General features: G+C 70.7%; 18 protein-coding genes. 11 read left to right on the top strand and 7 right to left on the bottom strand.

The window, feature by feature from the left end:
* Window positions 1-20: 20 nt before the first annotated feature.
* Window positions 21-968, top strand: a complete 948-nt coding sequence (locus HD596_RS44050) for a DUF1152 domain-containing protein (protein ID WP_185075318.1) — start codon at window positions 21-23, stop codon at window positions 966-968.
* Between the two features lie 7 nt (window positions 969-975).
* Here HD596_RS44050 and HD596_RS44045 read toward each other — a convergent pair whose 3' ends face one another.
* Window positions 976-2,223 carry a glycosyltransferase gene (locus HD596_RS44045; RefSeq protein WP_185075317.1) on the bottom strand — a complete coding sequence of 416 codons (1,248 nt, stop codon included), beginning with the start codon at window positions 2,221-2,223 and terminating at the stop codon, window positions 976-978.
* 211 nt (window positions 2,224-2,434) lie between these two features.
* Between HD596_RS44045 and HD596_RS44040 the strand changes: the two genes are divergently transcribed.
* Window positions 2,435-2,983 carry a helix-turn-helix domain-containing protein gene (locus HD596_RS44040; protein ID WP_185075316.1) on the top strand — a complete coding sequence of 183 codons (549 nt, stop codon included), beginning with the start codon at window positions 2,435-2,437 and terminating at the stop codon, window positions 2,981-2,983.
* Window positions 2,984-3,035: 52 nt separating this feature from the next.
* Window positions 3,036-3,440, top strand: a complete 405-nt coding sequence (gene tsaA, locus HD596_RS44035; protein WP_185075315.1) for a tRNA (N6-threonylcarbamoyladenosine(37)-N6)-methyltransferase TrmO — start codon at window positions 3,036-3,038, stop codon at window positions 3,438-3,440.
* A 31-nt stretch (window positions 3,441-3,471) separates the two neighbouring features.
* Here the strand turns inward: tsaA and HD596_RS44030 are convergent, their stop codons facing one another.
* From HD596_RS44030 to HD596_RS44015, 4 genes are all read right to left on the bottom strand, one after another.
* Window positions 3,472-4,077: a response regulator transcription factor gene (locus HD596_RS44030; RefSeq protein ID WP_185075314.1), complete on the bottom strand. Its 606-nt coding sequence runs from the start codon at window positions 4,075-4,077 to the stop codon at window positions 3,472-3,474.
* Complete coding sequence (locus HD596_RS44025) at window positions 4,074-5,219, bottom strand: sensor histidine kinase (RefSeq protein ID WP_185075313.1); 1,146 nt, start codon at window positions 5,217-5,219, stop codon at window positions 4,074-4,076. The genes HD596_RS44030 and HD596_RS44025 overlap by 4 nt, the downstream gene beginning before the upstream one ends.
* Window positions 5,216-6,211, bottom strand: a complete 996-nt coding sequence (locus HD596_RS44020) for a sensor histidine kinase (protein WP_185075312.1) — start codon at window positions 6,209-6,211, stop codon at window positions 5,216-5,218. The genes HD596_RS44025 and HD596_RS44020 overlap by 4 nt, the downstream gene beginning before the upstream one ends.
* Window positions 6,212-6,428: 217 nt before the next feature.
* Entirely contained in the window at window positions 6,429-6,923 is a 495-nt protein-coding gene (locus tag HD596_RS44015) for an SRPBCC family protein (RefSeq protein WP_185075311.1), read from the bottom strand.
* A 155-nt stretch (window positions 6,924-7,078) separates the two neighbouring features.
* Here HD596_RS44015 and HD596_RS44010 point away from each other — a divergent pair, with 155 nt between their 5' ends.
* The 4 genes from HD596_RS44010 to pdxR all read left to right on the top strand — a co-directional run bounded on the left by HD596_RS44010 (window position 7,079) and on the right by pdxR (window position 12,527).
* Window positions 7,079-7,417, top strand: coding sequence for a hypothetical protein (locus HD596_RS44010; RefSeq protein WP_185075310.1), 339 nt, complete (start codon window positions 7,079-7,081; stop codon window positions 7,415-7,417).
* A gap of 47 nt (window positions 7,418-7,464) precedes the next feature.
* On the top strand, window positions 7,465-8,919 hold the full coding sequence (locus HD596_RS44005) for an alpha/beta hydrolase (RefSeq protein WP_185075309.1): 1,455 nt from the start codon (window positions 7,465-7,467) through the stop codon (window positions 8,917-8,919).
* Window positions 8,920-9,261: 342 nt separating this feature from the next.
* Entirely contained in the window at window positions 9,262-10,047 is a 786-nt protein-coding gene (locus HD596_RS44000) for an SDR family NAD(P)-dependent oxidoreductase (RefSeq protein ID WP_185075308.1), read from the top strand.
* Window positions 10,048-11,096: 1,049 nt separating this feature from the next.
* On the top strand, window positions 11,097-12,527 hold the full coding sequence (pdxR, locus tag HD596_RS43995; RefSeq protein ID WP_185075307.1) for a MocR-like pyridoxine biosynthesis transcription factor PdxR: 1,431 nt from the start codon (window positions 11,097-11,099) through the stop codon (window positions 12,525-12,527).
* A 9-nt stretch (window positions 12,528-12,536) separates the two neighbouring features.
* Here the strand turns inward: pdxR and HD596_RS43990 are convergent, their stop codons facing one another.
* On the bottom strand, window positions 12,537-13,892 hold the full coding sequence (locus HD596_RS43990) for an FAD-binding oxidoreductase (protein ID WP_185075306.1): 1,356 nt from the start codon (window positions 13,890-13,892) through the stop codon (window positions 12,537-12,539).
* A gap of 149 nt (window positions 13,893-14,041) precedes the next feature.
* On the opposite strand from HD596_RS43990, the gene HD596_RS65930 reads away from it, so the two are divergent.
* Genes HD596_RS65930 through HD596_RS43975 form a run of 4 tightly spaced genes read left to right on the top strand, consistent with a single transcriptional unit; the run spans window position 14,042 to window position 16,625 of the window.
* Complete coding sequence (locus tag HD596_RS65930) at window positions 14,042-14,683, top strand: DUF4158 domain-containing protein (protein ID WP_376776034.1); 642 nt, start codon at window positions 14,042-14,044, stop codon at window positions 14,681-14,683.
* Complete coding sequence (locus HD596_RS43980) at window positions 14,587-15,516, top strand: hypothetical protein (RefSeq protein ID WP_185075304.1); 930 nt, start codon at window positions 14,587-14,589, stop codon at window positions 15,514-15,516. The genes HD596_RS65930 and HD596_RS43980 overlap by 97 nt, the downstream gene beginning before the upstream one ends.
* A 51-nt stretch (window positions 15,517-15,567) precedes the next feature.
* Window positions 15,568-15,702 carry a hypothetical protein gene (locus tag HD596_RS64235; RefSeq protein WP_281398314.1) on the top strand — a complete coding sequence of 45 codons (135 nt, stop codon included), beginning with the start codon at window positions 15,568-15,570 and terminating at the stop codon, window positions 15,700-15,702.
* 47 nt (window positions 15,703-15,749) lie between these two features.
* Entirely contained in the window at window positions 15,750-16,625 is an 876-nt protein-coding gene (locus tag HD596_RS43975) for a Tn3 family transposase (protein ID WP_313046329.1), read from the top strand.
* A gap of 226 nt (window positions 16,626-16,851) precedes the next feature.
* Here HD596_RS43975 and HD596_RS43970 read toward each other — a convergent pair whose 3' ends face one another.
* A complete protein-coding gene (locus HD596_RS43970; RefSeq protein WP_246555305.1) occupies window positions 16,852-17,241 on the bottom strand; it encodes a DoxX family protein in 390 nt (129 codons plus the stop codon).
* Window positions 17,242-17,312 lie beyond the last annotated feature (71 nt).

Raw genomic sequence — 17,312 nt, 5'->3', positions numbered from 1 at the left:
CGTAGTGCAAGATGTGACGCATGTTCGGCTCGCCCCTGTCCGCCCGGCTTGAGCGTTGCAGCCGGATCCTCGTCGCCGGCGCGGGCGGAGGCTCCGACGTGTACGCCGGGTTACCCCTCGCCCTGACCCTCCGGGAGGCCGGCAAGGAGGTGCACCTGGCGAACCTGTCGTTCAGCCACCTCGACGCCCTCGACCTCGACGTCTGGCTGTTCGAGGACGTCGCGGAGATCCGCCCGGACACCGAGGCCCGCGACTGGTACTTTCCCGAGGGCTGCCTGTCCCGCTGGCTGGCCACGCACGGCCAGCCGTCGACCGTGTACGCCTTCCCCAAGGTGGGCGTACGCCCGCTGCGGGCCGCGTACGCCAAGCTCGCCGAGCACCTCGACCTGGACGCGGTCGTCCTGGTGGACGGCGGCACCGACATCCTCATGCGCGGCGACGAGGCCGGCCTCGGCACCCCGGCCGACGACATGACGAGCCTGGCCGCCGCCCACGCCCTCGACGTCCCCGAGAAGATCGTGGCCTGCCTGGGCTTCGGCGTGGACGCCTATCACGGCGTCAACCACGTACAGGTCCTGGAGAACCTGGCGGCCCTGGAACGCGACGGCGGCTACCTGGGCGCGTTCTCCGTCTCCAGGTCCACGAAGGCGGGCGCGCTCTACCTCGACGCCGTCGCCCACGCCCAGGCGGAGCTGCCGGCGTACCCGAGCATCGTGAACGGCTCGATCGCGGCGGCCGTACGCGGCGAGTTCGGGGACGTGCGCTTCACCGACAGGACGAAGGGCAGCGAGCTGTTCGTCAACCCGCTGATGGCCATCTACTTCGCCGTGGACCTCGACGCGCTGGCCCGGCGCTCGCTCTACCTGGACCGGCTCCAGGACACCGTGCTCATGCGCCAGGTCGTCTCCGTCATCGAGGCGTTCCGCGACGAGGTGACGCCCCGCCCGCCGAAGGCGTTCCCCCATTAGGGACGGATCAGCTCTCGGACGGCGCGGACCCGCTCCGGCCGACCATGTCGAGCAGGAGCTTCGCGGCCTGGTCCGCCCCGTCGGTGCGGACCGTCCCGGCCACGGCGGCCGCGCGGGCACGCGTCTCGGGGGCCAGGGCGATCTTGAGTGCGGCCGACAGGGATTCGGCGGTCGGCGTCGGACCGTCGTGTCCCGTGCCGATGCCCAGCTCGCTCACCCGGCCCGCCCAGTACGGCTGGTCCGCGACCTGGGGCACGATCACCTGCGGCGCCCCGGCACGGGCCGCCGTCGTCGTGGTGCCCGCGCCGCCGTGGTGGACGACCGCGGCCACCCGGCGGAACAGCGCCTGCTGGTTGACCTCGCCGACGACGAAGCAGTCGTCCCGGTCGTCGATCGAGCCCAGGTCGGCCCAGCCGCTGCCGAGCAGGACGCGGCGGCCCTGCGTCCGGACCGCTTCGATGACGGCCCGGGAGATCTCCGGCGCGCTCGCGCCCCGCATCGGCATGCTGCCGAAGCCCACGTACACCGGCTCCGCGCCGGCGGCCAGGAACGCCTCCAGACCGGCCGGGAGCGGGCGCTCGTCCGGCCGGATCCACGCGCCGGTCTGCGTCACGTCGAGCTCCGGCGTCTCCTGCCACGGGCCCAGGACCGGGTCGGCCGCCAGGAACGGGTGGCCGGTGAAGACGTGGTCGCGGACGCCGCTCACCGGCGGCAGGCCGACCGAGGCCCGGTGGGCGTTGACCGTCTCGCCGAACAGGGTTTCCATGTGCTCGGCGTGCAGGTCCCACAGCTCCCGGTTGCCGGTCACCTCAGGGGGGATCACCTGGCCCGGCCGGCGGAGCGGCGGTTGATGCGACGACGGCAGGTAACACGGCGAGAAGGACGTGAACACGTAGGGCACGCCCAGCTTCTCGGCCGTCGACCGCGTACCGGCCAGGGCCGGGAACGAGCCGGTGGCCACCACGGCGGCGCAGCCCTCGGCCACCCCGGCGACCGCCTCGTAGGCCATCGCGGTCAGCTCGGCGGAGATGTCGGCCAGGCCCGCCTTCTCCTTGCCGGGGATCGCACCCGTCGCCAGCGCGCGGATCGGCCAGGCGACGGGAGTCAGCGGCACGTCGGCCTCGTCCAGCAGCTGCGCGAAGTCCGGCGGCGCGCACACCCGCACCTCGGCGCCGAGCGCCCGCAGCCGCACCGCCAGCCCCACCATCGGCTCGACGTCCCCGCGTGACCCGTAGGTCTCCAACACGATGCGCATCGCGCAGCCCCCGATTTCCGTACGTTCCGGCGTCGAAGGGCGATTGTGCGGTACGACCAGGGCCTTGTGGCAAGCCCCCTCTTGCGCTATAACCTGGTAGTGGCAGGGAGCGGATGTTCCCCCTGCTCTTTCCGCCTCGCAGAAGCCGTACCCGCACGCCGGACCATTCTCATATTTGTGGAATGGTGGCACGGCGTGAGACCGTTGCCAGGTGGACACCTTGGAACTGCTGGCACATCCGGTACGGCTGCGGATCGTGCATGCGATGCGCGGAGGGCGCGAACTCACCACCGCCCAGCTGTGCGCCCGCATCCCCGACAGCTCGAAGGCCATGATCTACCGGCACGTCGACCTGCTCGCGGCCAACGGCATCCTGGAGGTGGCCGACGAGCGGCGCGTGCGCGGCGCGGTGGAACGCCGCTACCGGCTGCGCCTTGACCGGGTCGTCGTCGACGCCGAAGCGGCCGCGGCGCTGTCGGCCGACGACCACCGGCGCGTGTTCGCCACGTCGATGGCCGTGCTGGTGGCCGAGTTCAACGCCTACCTCGACCGCGACAACGCCGAGCCGGCGGCGGACCTGGTCGGCTACCGGCAGCACGCCGTCTGGCTCAACCGCGACGAGCTGGAGAAGATGATCATAGAGCTGCGGCGCGTGATCTTGCCCCTGCTGGCCAACCAGCCGGCGCCGGATCGCGCGCAATACCTGCTCAGCCCGGTTTTCTTCCCGATCGAGCAAGCCTCCGCGGCCGAGACCGAGTGAGGCCCCGCACTCGTCCGCCGGCACGCGCCGCTCAGGAAAGGATCCAGGACCCTTGACCGAATACAGCCTGCGCCCGATCGGGCGCGTCGAGTCGACGCTGACCGATCGGGCGGCGGCCCCCCGGCAGCCCGACGAGGGAGCGCCCGACGCCTGGCTCGTCTTCGACGATCGGTACGCCCCCGCCCTCGACGGCCTGGCCCCGGGTGCCGACGTCGTACTGCTCACCTGGCTCGACCGCGCCGACCGCGACACGCTCACCGTGCACCCGCGCGGCGACGCCACCCGGCCGCTCTCCGGCGTCTTCGCCACCCGCGCGCCCGACCGCCCCAACCCGATCGGCCTGCACGTCGTCCACATCCTCGCCATCGACGGCACGCGCGTCCACGTCCGCAACCTCGAAGCCCTCGACGCGACCCCGATCGTGGACGTCAAACCCGTCCTCACCCCCGACCGCTGATCTTCGCCCTGTCAGGACGGCACCGACCTGTCTAGAGCCAGCCGGCGTCACGGGAGATGCGGATGGCGTCGATACGGTTGCGCCCGCCCACCTTGCTGATCGCGTTCGACAGGTAGTTGCGCACCGTGGCCTGCGAGAGCGAGAGCTGGGTGGCGATCTGGGCGACGCGGTTGCCGCTCGCCGCGGCGCGCAGCACCTCGGTCTCGCGGGCCGTCAGCGGGCTGCTGCCGGTCTCGAGAGCGGCGGCGACGAGCTCGGGATCGATCACCCGCTCCCCCGCCGCGATGCGCCTGATCCCGTCCGTGAGGGTCTGCGCCGGGGCGTCCTTCACGATGAAGCCCTTCACGTGCACCTTGAGCGCACGCAGCAGGTTGCCCGGCTGGCTGAGCCCCGTCAGCACGAGAGTGCGGCAGTCGGGAAGCCGCGCGGACAGCTGCTCGGCCGCCGACAGCCCGTCCAGGCCCGGCATGTCGATGTCGAGCACCGCGACGTCGGGGCGTACCCGCAGCGCGGCGTCCAGCACCTCGTCCCCCCGCTCGATCTCGGCGACCACCTCCATGTCGTCCTCCAGCGACAGCAACGCGACCAGCGCGGACCTGATCATGTGCATGTCCTCGGCGATCAGCACGCGGATCACGTGACCTCCTCGGGAACCTCGACCGACAGCCGGAACCGGCCGTCACGGACACCGGCCTCGAACGAACCGGCCACGGCTTCCGCCCGCTCGGCCACCCCGGCGAGCCCGGAACCACTCTCGACGCCGGCGACGCTCCGGACGCCGTCGTTGACGATCTCCAGCCGTATTCTCCCGTACTGCCGGGAAAGCGTGATCGTGCAGGAGCCGGCCTCGCTGTGGCGCAGCAGGTTCGTGGTGCCCTCTCTGACGGCCCAGGCCAGAGCGCTCTGCGCGGACGCGGGCAGCGAGCGCAGGTCGGCCACGTCGAGCCGGGTGTCCACGCCTGCGGCGCCGAGCAGGGCCGCCGCCCCGTCGATCTCCGTACGCAGCGACACGGCATGCTGGTCCCGCGTGATCGCCCGTACGTCGTGCAGCGCGTCGCGGGCCACGCCGGTCAGGCTCTCTATCTCGGCGCGGGCAGCGACCACGTCCCTGGTGAGCAGCCGCAGCGCCAGGTCGCCCTTGAGGGAGATCGCCGACAGGCTCTGGCCGAGCAGGTCGTGCAGGTCGCGCGAGACCCGGATCCGCTCCTCGCCGACGGCGGTCGCGGCCAGCTCGGTACGGGCGGTGTCCAGCTCGTTCAGCAGCCGGACCAGCCGGGCGCCACCGACCAGGGCCGCGGCGTACAGGCCGGAGCTGACCACCGCGTACATGCCCAGGAGGAGGGCCTGCGAGATCGTGCTCTGGCTCTGCAGCATCGACACCACCTCCCTCGTGGCGTGGGCCGTCAACTGCAGCGTGGCGGCCGCCGCCAGCACCCAGCCGCCGCGCAACAAGGTCAGCATCGAGGCGAGTGCGAAGATCCCGAGGGCTTGCCAGTTGGAGCCGAGCCACCAGATCGGCAGGTCCGCGAGCAGCACCAGCACCGCGAGGCTCCAGCGCCAGCCCGCGGGACGCTCGCCCCGGGCGGCCGCGAGGCTGTGCCGCAGCTGGATGGCGCCGGCCGCGGCGGCACCCAGGATCGCGGCGACCGGGTTGCCGGGCGGGCCGTCCATGCCGAGGATCGTGTAGACCGGCACCTGCAGGGTGAGCGGCACGTGCAGGGCGATCAGCGGCCAGTGCGGGTGCCGCAGCACCCAGCGGGGCGGGATGGACGCGGTCATGCCGGGATCTCGATCGTCTCGGTGGCCTCGCCGGTGCGCAGCTCCAGCCGCAGGCGGCCGTCCGTGACGGTCACCGTGATCGTGCAGGACGGTACGGCGTCGGCGCGCAGCAGCCGGGTGACCGTCGCGCGCAGCTCGGCCCGGGACCGCGGGGCGATGGCATCGGGCACGCCACTACGAGGAAACTCGAGGCGGGTCTCGATGCCGGCGGCGCTCAGCAGGGTCGCGGCGGTCTCCAGCTCGGCGCGCAACGACGGCTGGCGGTAGCCGCGGACGCGCTGCCTGGCGTCGGCGAGCGTACGTCTGGAGTCGTCGGCGAGCGCGGCCAGCTCGTCCGACAGGCCCTCGGGCGCGGCTCCCCCGAGCTTGCGCCCGGCCTGTTCGCCGCGCGCCGCGATCGACTCCAGCGCGCGGCCGAGGCTGCGGCGCAGATCGTCGTCGAGGCGGCGGCGTTCCTGCGCCACCGCCTGCTGGGCGAGCAGCTCCCTGGCCGCCCGCAACCGTGTCAGCGCGGCCGGGAGCCAGACCAGCAGCAGCAGCGCCGCGCTCCCGGCCAGCACCGAGAACAGCAGCCACGGCGCCGACGTCAACGGCAGCCCCAGCGCGTAGGCGACCGGCGCCGCCGCGGCCGCCACCGTCACGTACACGACGTACGACCACGGCACCGGCAGCACCAGCAGCGCCGACACCACCAGGGCCGCGTACGACCGCGGCCACGTGTTCCCGGCCAAGGGAGTGGCACCGAGGATGACGGCGGCCATCACGGCGAAGGTCCACACGCCGGCCGGCGGCCGCCGCGCGCGTGCCGCGTACCAGACATGGCGCAGGTGCAGCGGCAGGTACGTCCCCGTCGCCGCGAGGCTCCACAACCCCGTGCGGGTGTCGTTGCCCAGGTAGCTGAACGCCAGCAGCACCTGCACCACCGGCAGCGCGGCACTGCAGGCGACCGCGCCGACCGGCGCCAGCCGGACGACGCGGTCGGATCGCCACAACTCCGCCAATCCTCCCACCGCCCGACCTCGCATCCTGGCTGACCAGAGTAGAGGCCGCGGCCGGGTGCCGGATCCGGCGCGGGTGGGGGTCCTGGACGGGCCGGCCCGCCGCCGACCCGGGTCCGCTCCGATGGTGCGGCGGCGCAGGCGGGGGGCGAGAGCGGCGGCGTCGTGGCCGTTCATGGGCGAGATGGTGCGCACCACGAGCCTGAGGGGATCAGAGTTCTCCCGTCTCGATGACCCGGCCGAGGTTGTCCAGCTCGTTGCCGCGGCCGGCCGTCAGGCGCTGGGTCCACTCCTCGTCGTGCATCGCGTCCATGGTCATGACGACCTGGACGCCGTCGCCGGAGGGCCGGATCTCGACCACGGTGAGGAAGTCGTACGGCTCCACCCCCGGGATGAAGTCGGCCAGCGAGGTGTAGGAGAGCCGCGTGGGCTCGTCCACCTCGACGAAGGTCTTGCGCGACTCGGTGCTCAGCGGCAGCCCGGCGCCCTCCATGAATGCGATCTGCTCGGGCGCGGTCGCGGTCATCGTGTAGCGCAGCTCGCCGCCGGGCCGCAGGTCCAGCTTCCCGACGTTGACCGTGAAGCCGTCGGGCGACCACCAGGACTCGATCCCGGCACTGGTGGTCCACAGGCGCCACACGTGCTCGGGGGTGGTCGCGTAGGTGCGTACGATCCGGACGGTCTTGGCCACGGGTGAGACGGTCATGAATGCTCCCTTTGAGGTGGGGTTATGCGAACAGATCCTCCACGCGAGGGCCCGTGGCAGACAGATGTAAATGTCACGAGACGGGTGGTGAGTTTCGAGCCCGCTCCCCTTCCGGGGGACGCTGAGGTCATCCGGACGATGATCAGGCTTGAGTCGTGAACCGGGTGGTGATCGTCGGTGCGTCGGTGCGTGTCCACTGTCCGGTCAGGATCTGCTCGGACCGGCTCCCCCTGCGCTCGCGGGCGGACATCGACGCGCTGAACCTGGACCTGCACCTGGGCGTGGCCGGGGCCGGGCGGACGGTGGCGCTGTCCGATGGCGACCCCGTGCCGTACGAGGCCGTGGTCGTCGCGACCGGCGTCCGTCCCCGCCACCTGCCGGGCACCGAGGGCGTGGCCGGGATGCACACGCTGACCAGCCCGCGACCGAATGCCCGGCGAGCTGTGCGCCCAGGAGCCAACGGTTATGGCGGGGTTATGTGGATGGTCGCATGATCTTGGAGGTCACCAGGCACGTCTCATCGTTGACCACGAAGGATCGCATGAAGAGTCACATCGTGCTCGCAGCCGTCTCGTCCCTGGCCATCAGCCTGATCCCGGGGGGCGTCGCCAGTGCCGCCCCTTCCCCACCGACGATCAGCTGGGCACCGTGCGCCGAGGACACGACCGCCGAATGCGGCACGCTGAAGGTGCCCATCGACTGGGACACCCCCGGCGGCGCCACCGTCGACCTGGCGGTGGCCCGGCGCAAGGCCACCGTCCCCGCCGCCCGGGTCGGCTCCTTGGTCGTCAACCCAGGCGGGCCGGGCGCCTCCGGTGTCGACTTCGTGGTGCACGGCAGCAGTTACTTCAGCGCCGAGCTTCGCGGTCGCTTCGACATCGTCGGATTCGACCCGCGCGGGGTGGGACGCAGTCACCCGGTGGTCTGCTCGGCGGCCCTGGTGCGTGAACGTCCGCACCCGCTCATAAAGAACCAGGCGGACATGGACGCCTGGGTGTCGTTCAACCGGCGACTGCGGGAGGACTGCCGGGCCCGCACCGGACCGCTGTACGACCGCGTGAGCTCGCGGGACGTCGCGCGGGACGTGGACGCTCTTCGGGCGGCGCTGGGCGACGACAAGCTCACCTACTACGGCGTCTCGCACGGCACTCTGATCGGCCAGGCATACGCCGAGCGCTTCCCCGGCAAGGTCAGGGCGCTCGCGCTCGACTCGAACTTCGACCATAGCGTGGACACCGCGAGCTACCTGAGCACCACGGCCGGCCAGACGGCGGGGGCGTTCGACCAGTTCGTCACCTGGTGTGAGGCAACGGCGTCGTGCGCGCTGTACGGCAAGGACATCCGGGCGTTCTGGAGAGGGCTTCTTGAGCGGGCCGACCGCGGGGAGCTTCACGAGCCTGGTCTGCCGGACGTACCCCTGGGCGCGTACGAGCTGGTGGACACAGCTTTCGCCGGACTCTACAACCCCAATTGGGCGGAACTCGCCCAGATGCTGGTGGCCATCGACACCGGCGGCCCGTACCGGGCGGCGAGCGCCGAGAAGGACGAGGAGGTGAAGGTCAGTACGCCCGTGTTCTGCCAGGACTTCCACCTGCCGGTCGCCGACTACCCCCAGTACGCCTCACTCCTGCGCCGGCAGGCGGCGCCGGCCAGGGACATGAGGTACAGCACGCCCGCGCTGGGCCGGATCGCCGGTTGCCTGGGGCAGCCCACGCCCATTCCCAACCCGCAGCACCGGCTGCGGGTGGACGCCACCCCGCCCATCCTGCTGGCCTCCTCGCTGCACGACCCCGCCACCGGCTACCCGTGGACCCTCAGCACGGCCAAGCAGATCGGCGCCGAGGCCCGCGTGCTCACCTACGAGGGCTCGGGGCACGGCGTGTACGGCCGGAGCGAATGCACCATCGGCGCGATCGACCGCTACCTGATCTCGCAGTCGGTCCCGGCCAACGGGGTCCGCTGCCCGGAGGTGCAGCCCTCGATCATGCCCCGATGAGCAGCCGCCGACGGAGCTTTTGAGCGTCTGCCTTGGCTGTCTGATCGAAAGCACCGGAACCTCGGGACGAGGCCGCGGTTGGCTTACTGGCCTTCAAGCGGCTGACCAGCTAGTTCGCTTGACACGCTGGGGGCTGTTCCCCTTGCCGTCGGGTGTCGAGGCGCCGGGGCAGTGACAAGGGCGGGTGTGCTGATGAACGTCGGCGCGGCGACGGAGACGATCGCTCCGGCGGTGAACCAGAGGCGCTGCCGGCCCTGGCCGGCGCCCGCTGAAGTCGTCCCGTGAAGCCGATCAGGTAGCCGGCGACTGAGCCCGGACAGGGCTGGATATGCTGATCGCACCATGTCCGACAACCAATGGGGCGCCACCGCCCGGCTGAAGTCGAAAGTGGTCATGGTCGTCGGCGCCACCTCAGGCATCGGCCGGGCCATATCGTTGCGCGCCGCCGCTGAGGGAGCCATCGTCGTCGCCACCGGCCGGCGCGCCGACCTGGGCAAGGGCCTGGCCGCTGACATCGTCGCGAGCGGCGGCCAGGCGTTGTTCGTCCGCTGTGACGCGACCGTGGAGGGCGATGTCGCGGCGGCGGTCGAGGCCGCGGCGGCCGAGTTCGGCCGACTGGACTGCGCCGTCAACAACGTCGGCGGGGTGGTCGCCGCAGGACCGCTCGACCGGATCGCCGGCGACGCCTGGCGCGCCGAGCTCGATCTGAACCTGACCAGCGTGTTCCACGGCCTCAAACACCAGCTCCCCGCCATCCGCGCGGCAGGTGGCGGGGCCGTGGTCAACAACGCCTCCACCGCAGGGGTCTCCGCGGTTCCAGGGCTGGCCGCTTACACCGCCGCCAAGCACGGCGTCGTCGGCCTCACCCGATCAGCCGCGCTGGAGTGGGCCGACCGCGGCGTACGGGTCAACGCGCTCGTCACCGGCAACGTCGACACGCCGCTGTACCGCCGGCTGCTCGGCGCGCCGGCGGAGCTGCCCACGCACGAGCTCTCCGCGCCCAACCCGACGGGACGAGTGGCCGATCCCCGCGAGATCGCCGGGCTGGTCGCCTACCTGCTCAGTGATGAGGCGACGTTCATCACCGGCGCGGCACTGCCGATCGACGGCGGGGCGACCGCCCAGTGAACGGTCAGACCCGCGGCCGGGAGGCCCGCATCACGGGGATTTGCTGACACCGGGGTGAGCCGGGACGCTTGGCGGCGCAGCCGCCGACCGATTCACGGCCCCGCGGCCCTGTGCCAGCCACCGAGCCTTCGAGGCCACCGACCGCCAGGCCGACGCCGGAGGCAGCGGCGGCAGCACCATCGCCACCCGAGTCGCCTGCCGCCAACGGCCCCGTAACTCCGCCTGCAGGTCCTCAACGGAGACGCCTGGAGCATCGGCGAACACGACAGGAGGACGCATACTGACCGCGACCTCGCCGTAACCGGACGGATCCTCGATCCAACCCCCGGCGAGGGCTCTGTCGGGTGATCTCGCACCCTGATACACACAGAGTTCTGAATTCACGCGCACCGTGATTGTCTTCGATCAACAGGGGCACGACCGCACGCCGGACCCGTCGCGCGAGCTGTCCTACTCGCGGTTCGCGGATGATGCCGCGGCGTTGCTGCGCGCGTTGACGGTCGAGCGCGCGGACGTGATGGACTACTCACAAGGCGGCGGGGTCGCGCTCCGGCACCCCGACACTGGTCAACAAGCTGGTCACGCTGTCAGCCGCCTACCGCAGGGACGGCTGGTATCCGTCGGTGGCGGAGGGCGCCGAAGATTCAGGTACCACATGGTGGGCCAGTACGCGGGCGCGGCAATGTCGCGGGCAGGGGTTCCGGCCGCGCGCTTGGTGATTCTGCCGACGACGCACGTCTGCCGGTAAGAGGCACCGTCGTTACGGCGAGACCAGGCTGTTGGATCGCCCGAGAGTCCCGCATTGCCGGCCCCTCCGCCACTCCTCCGGCCGAGACTGGATCGAGCTGCTGCGCCGCACTGGTAAGTACTCGCCCTCGAGGCGTCCAACTGGGCGAGCCGTTTTGATGACCGCCTTGCCGCTCTGCCACGAAGCCGTCCCGGGACATCGTGAGACAACAGAGCACCTTCCCGCCTGCGATCGCCACCGATAGACCCGGCAGGTCCCCCTGCTTGGCGGTAATTGGTACACGCCGATAAGGTCCGTTCCTGTGGGGCAATTGAGGACCAATTCCGGGCTGGCCGAGGACTTGCTCATCGAACTGGACCGTGACGCCGGGGTGCCGTTGCACCGGCAGATCGAGGCGTCCATCCGCGCGAGCATCCGGGCCGGTCGGTTGCGAGCGGGTGCGTCGCTGCCACCCACCCGCACTCTCGCGGCCGGGCTCGGGGTTTCCCGCGGGGTGGTCGTGGAGGCGTACCAGCAGCTCGTGGCCGAGGGCTATCTTGCCAGCCGATCGGGCGGTTACACCCAGGTCGCCGCGTCGATGCCGCCGGCCGCCGCCGACGCGGACATGATGGGGCAGCCGGCCGCCCGCAGCGTCGGCTTCAGGGTCGACTTCGGGTACGGGCGTACCGACGTGTCGCAGTTCCCGCGGCCCGCCTGGCTGCGCTCGGTTCGTACCGTGCTCACCACCACACCCAACGACCGGTTCGCCTACCTCGACGGGCGCGGTGTGCCGGAACTGCGCCAGGCCCTGTGCGACTACCTCAACCGGGTTCGCGGCACGCTGGTCGTCCCCGCCAACGTGGTCGTCTGCAACGGCTACGGGCAGGGCATCGCTCTGCTGATCCAGGTGCTCGCGCGGCGCGGCGCCAGGCGGATCGCCCTGGAGGACCCGTCGTCCGGCGATGATGCCCGGGTGCTGGCCGGGGCCGCGGGCTTGGAGGTGGTAGGCATTCCGGTGGGTCCGGACGGCGTACAGGTCGATGCGCTCCATCGGGCCGACGCCGATGCGGTCGTGCTCACGCCGTCGCACCAGTGGCCGACCGGTGGGGTGCTGTCGGCGGCGGCCAGGGCCGAGGTGATCGGCTGGGCCAGGCGCCGCGGCGCGATCGTGGTCGAGGACGACTACGACGCGGAGTACCGCTACGACCGGTCCCCGGTGGGCGCCATGCAGGGCCTGGCGCCCGATCACGTCGTCTACTGCGGCACGGCCAGCAAGACACTCGCGCCCGGGTTGCGGCTCGGCTGGATGGTAGTGCCTGCCCAGCTGGTCGCCGACGTCGCCGCGGCAAAGCTGCTCGCCGACCGCGGTTCGTCGGTCATCGACCAGCTGACGTTCGCCGACTTTCTCGGCCGCGGTGAGTTCGACCGTCACCTGCGCCGGATGCGTCCGGTGTACCGGCGCCGCCGCGACGTGCTGCTGGACGCGCTGCGCACCCATTTGCCGGATCTGCGACCGGCCGGGATCGCCGCCGGCCAGCACGTGGTCGCCTGGCTCCCGCCCGACCTCGACGAGGCGGCGGTGGTGGCGGCAGCCGCCCGGCACGGGCTCGGCATCCAGGGCGTCGGGCCGTTCCGGATCGCCGGCGCCGGGCCCGGTGGCCTGATCTTCGGCTACGCCATCCTCAGCGAGAGCGCCATCGCCGAGGGGGTCGCGCTGCTGGCGACGGCCATCCGGGAGGTACGGGAATCCTGAGGCGGCCGGTCACTGGGCCGGACGGATGTTCTGGTTCAGGTGGAACACGTTCGCCGGGTCGTACGCGGTCTTCACCGCGGTCAGCCGGGCCAGCTTCGCGGCCGAGTACGCCCGCCGCACGCCGCGCTGCCCATCGGCCAGTTCGTCGGCCGTCAACGAGTTGACGTAGATTCCGCTGGCGTACGGCTCGAGCGCGGCACCGGCGGCGCGGGCGGCCCCCATCCTGGCATCGTCCTGGGCCGGGTCGCTCCAGCGGGTGCCGGCACCGAACTCGAACATCGTGCCGCGGTGGCTGAACGCCGCGTCTGCTTCCGGGACATCGGCTATCGCGCCGCCGTGCGCCTGCAGGCCGACGCCCGGCAGATCCGGGCTCGCGCTCAGGTCGGAGCCGCCGCGCAGCAAGAACGCCTCGATCGCCGCGGTGGGAAAGCTCCGCAGGTAGTGCCCCTTGGAATAGCGGCGGTACGCGTGGCCGCCGGTGGAGTCCTCGCGTTGCTGAAGTTCGAGGTAGGACGGGGTGGTGACGCGGGAGGCAATGGGGCGCCCGAGCCCCCGCATCGCGGGGAGCAGCCGGCGGCCCTCGGCCGGGTCGCCGACCCACACGAACCCCAGCGTGGCGATCGGGCCAGAGGCAGCGCCGGTGACACTGGCGGTGAACGTCGCCTGCCGGGGCGCGACGGCATTCAGGTCGCGCCAGCCCTCGATGACCGGGACGGCGTCCTCGGCGCGGAAGTCGAACTCGGCGACCAGCGTCCGCGTGCCGACGTGATGCAACTCGAACTCGAACTCGGTCACGATGCCGAAATTGCCACCACCGCCGCGCAGCCCCCAGAACAGGTCGGGGTTGTCGGTACGGCTCGCGGTCACCACGTCGCCCTCGGCGGTGACCATCGTGTAGGAGACGACGTTGTCGCAGGCCAGGCCGTACTGGCGGGCCAGCCAGCCCATGCCGCCGCCGAGCGTGAGCCCGCCGACGCCGGTGTGTGAGACGTTGCCGGCGGTGGTGGCCAGACCGTACGCCTGAGACGCCCGGTCCAGCGCGCCGAGCAGCGCGCCGCCCTGCACCCGGGCCCGGCGGCGGGCCGGGTCGACCCGCACCCCGCCCATGGGCGTCAGGTCGATCATGAGACCACCGTCAGGCACGGCGAAGCCGGCGGCGTTGTGGCCACCACAGCGCACGCCGATCTCGAGGTCCAGTTCGCGGGCCAGCCGGACGGCGGCGACCACGTCGGCGACGCCCGCCGCGCGGACGATCATGCGTGGACGCCGGTCGATCATGGCGTTCCAGACGGTACGGGCGGTGTCGTAGCCGACGTCGCCAGGCGTGAGCACCTGGCCGTCGAAGCGGGCTGCAGTCGTCGTCATGCCACTCAGCCTGACAGGAATCGGTACACTCGATAAGGTCCGATCCTGTACGCCAATTAAGGACCAATTCAGGGGCCGGCCGGAGATCTGCTCATCGATCTCGCACTCGGCACCTGCAGGGTCTCCGTGCCAGCGGGCTGGGCACGGAGATGATCGCGGCCGCGCGAACTCGAGGTCCTGGTCCAAGCGCTGCGGGCAGGGCAATACACCGGCTTACCACGAAATGCCCCGTCTGGCGCCCCAGAAAAAGACCAGGCTTGATTCTCAGAAACCCTCGATTGCCAGAGAAGATCACCAAGGCCCGACTGCATCTGATTCGTTCCGGCCGTCCGGTTCCCGGTTCTCAGTGGGCGTTTAATCCTGTCTGGTCCCGGGTTCAGGTGTCGCGCCATGTGGGAGTGTTCTCACCGGCGAGGCGGCGGGCCGTGCTGGCGAACAAATCCGGGGCGGCTCGGTTCGGCTTCGGTCTGATGCTGAAGTTCTTCGAGCTGGAAGCCAGGTTCCCGCGCCGGGAGGACATACCTCGCCCAGCGGTGGAGTTCATGGCGGGACAGGTCAAGGTGGACGCGGCGTTGTTCGCCGCCTACGACTGGTCCGGGCGCACGATCGAGTACCACCGCGCGCAGATCAGGAAGTTCCACCACTTCCGCGAGTCGACGGTATCGAGCCGCCGAAGACGACCCGGATCGAACGCGTGCTGGGCGCGGCCGAGGCGATGTGCGAGCGGAACTTCACCGCCACGACCGTGCAGCGCTTGTCGTTCGAGTCGGTCGGCAAACTGGAAGAGCTGATCGTCGCCGAAGCCACCCCGGCCGGCGCCCCGTCGCCGGGCAGGGACGCTCCGGAAGGAGACATTCCGGAAGGGGCCGGGCAGACTCAGGCCGCCACTGTCGCCAGTGGCGGTCGGCGCGCGTTCTTGCAGGAGCTGAAGGAGGACCCGGGGCCGCTGCAGCTGGAGACGCTGCTGGCGGAGATCGTGAAGCTGGAGCGGGTCAAGGCGATCAGGTTGCCTGCCGCGTTGTTCGAGGGGGTCTCGGAGAAGGTCGTGGCGGGCTGGCGGGCCCGGGCGATGAAGATGTACCCATCCGATTTCGAGGCGGCGGCGCCGCCGGTGCGCCTCACCCTGCCGGCCGCGTCGTGCCAGGTGCGGCAGGCGGAGCTGATCGACGGGCTGGTGGAGCTGCTGATCCAGCTCGTGCACAAGATCAGCGTGCGGGCGGAGAAGAAGGTCGCGGGCGAGCTCAACGCCGAGTTCCGGCGGGTACAGGGCAAGAACGGGATCTTGGTGAAACTCGCCACAGCGGCGCTGGAGCTGCCGGAGGAGATCGTCCGCAAAGCCCTGTATCCGGTGGTCGGCGAGCGGACGCTGGAAGACATCATCGCCGAGGCCAAGGCGAACGAGAAGGAGCTGCGTACCCGGGTGCGGACCCTTCAAGCCGATGATGGACGCCCTGGACCTGCTGAAGCGCTACGACGGCTCCGACACCGACTTCTACGCCGCCGCCGAGGCGGTGCCGCTGGAGCACGTGGTGCCCGACGACTGGCGCGACGCGGTCCTCAACCCCGACAGCGGCCTGGTGGAGCGCATCCCGTACGAGCTGTGCGTGCTGGTGGCGCTGCGTAAGGCCATCCGCCGGCGCGAGGCAAGGGGCTGAAGAAGGCCACCACGGGCGGGGTGAGCATCACCAAGAGGAAGGGCGAGCCGTGGATCAGCGTCCCGCCCCTGGGCAAGCAGATCGAGCCGGAGAACCAGGAGGCGCTGAAGGAGGAGATCGCCCGCCGCTGGGGCGTGATCGACCTGCTGGACTGATCAAGAACGTCGACCACGCCACCGCCTTCACCGGCGAGTTCGCCTCGGTGGCCTCGCGCACGGTGACCGACGCGAAGGTGCTGCGCCGGCGGCTGCTGCTGTGCACCTTCGGGCTTGGCACGAACATGGGGACCAAACGGGTCGCCGACGGCACCGCGGCGATCGAGGGGATGGAGGCCGACACCGAGGCGGCGCTGCGCCGGACCCGCCGGCTGTTCGTCAACCGCGACAACCTGCACGCCGCGATCCCCACGGTGGTCAACAAGACGCTGGAGGTGCGCCATGTCTCGCTGTGGGGGCCGGGCACGGCGTGCGCGTCGGACTCGCGCAAGTTCGGTTCCTGGTCGGCGAACTTCATGACCGAGTGGCACCAGCGCTACGGCGGTGCCGGAATCATGGTGTATTGGCACGTAGAACGCAAGAACGTCTGCATCTACAGCCAAGTACGGTCGACGACCGACTCCGAGGTGGCCTCGATGATCGAGGGCCTGCTGCGGCATCTGACCAGCGCGGAGATCGATCGCCAGTACACCGATACGCACGGAGCTTCGATCGTGGGTTTTGCCTTCTCGCACTTGCTGGACTTCAAGCTGCTCCCCCGGCTGAAGAACATCGGCTCGGCCCGCCTGTACCGGCCGGGCCTGGCCGAAGGCGAGGCCTGGCCGCAACTGGAAGGCGTCCTGTCGGGCAAGACCCATCGACTGGGAATTGATCGCCAACCAGTACGACCAGATGATCAAGTACGCGACGGCGCTACGGCTGGGCACCGCCGAGGCCCATCAGATGCTGCGCCGCTTCACCCGCGGCGGCCCCAAACACCTCACCGGGCCATCGAGGAACTTGGCCGGGTGATCCGCACCGTCTTCATCTCTGTTCTGGTCCCATCTGAACCTGTACGGCAGGTTCGAGCTCGACATGAGTAAACAGCTCGACCTCGGACCGGGGCCGGGCGCGGGCTGGGACCTGCACGAGTTCCGCAACTCGGCCCCGACTCCACCTTGGCGAGGCCGGGGCGAGCCTGCTGATGCTGATGGCCAAGTCCCGGCATTAGAAAGCCGGAGAACTGAGGGGGTGCGCTCAGTTGGTCGGTCAGAGCGTTCCTCACGAAATCCCTCACCTGTGCTGGGACTCTCTAGAACTCGGCAGAGGTCAGAAGGCGTAAAGGCCGAAGCGGCCCCAGGCGATGACAACGGCCAGCGCGAGCAAGGCCACGTTGACGGCGATGCCCGACGACTCCTTGCGGCGGGCGTGGGTGGCGGCTGCGCCGAGCATAGTGATGGCCAGGCCGGTGGCGGCCAGCGGAGTGAGGGTTGGGGCGATGTCGGTGACGGCGGGCAGGATCAGGCCGAGGGCACCGAGAAGTTCGACCACGCCGATCAGGCGAACCTGGGTGGCGGTGAAGTCCTCCACCCAAGGCATCGCGGGGCGCAGCTTCTCCTTGGGCCGGATGGTTTTCATCACCCCGACCAAGCCGAAAGCGGCGGCCAGGACGGCCTGCAGTATCCACAGAAATACGTTCATACAGGTAGCTCTCTTCATCGGACGATGCAGCGGTGCTCGGCCTGGTCGCAGACACGGCCGGTGGGTGTCGTCCACGTGCGACCAGGTTG

This window comes from Nonomuraea jabiensis, from assembly GCF_014204795.1.
Lineage (GTDB): Bacteria > Actinomycetota > Actinomycetes > Streptosporangiales > Streptosporangiaceae > Nonomuraea > Nonomuraea jabiensis.
The sequence above is the reverse complement of the archived record's forward strand: the minus strand, read 5'-3'. Positions and strand labels throughout refer to the sequence as shown.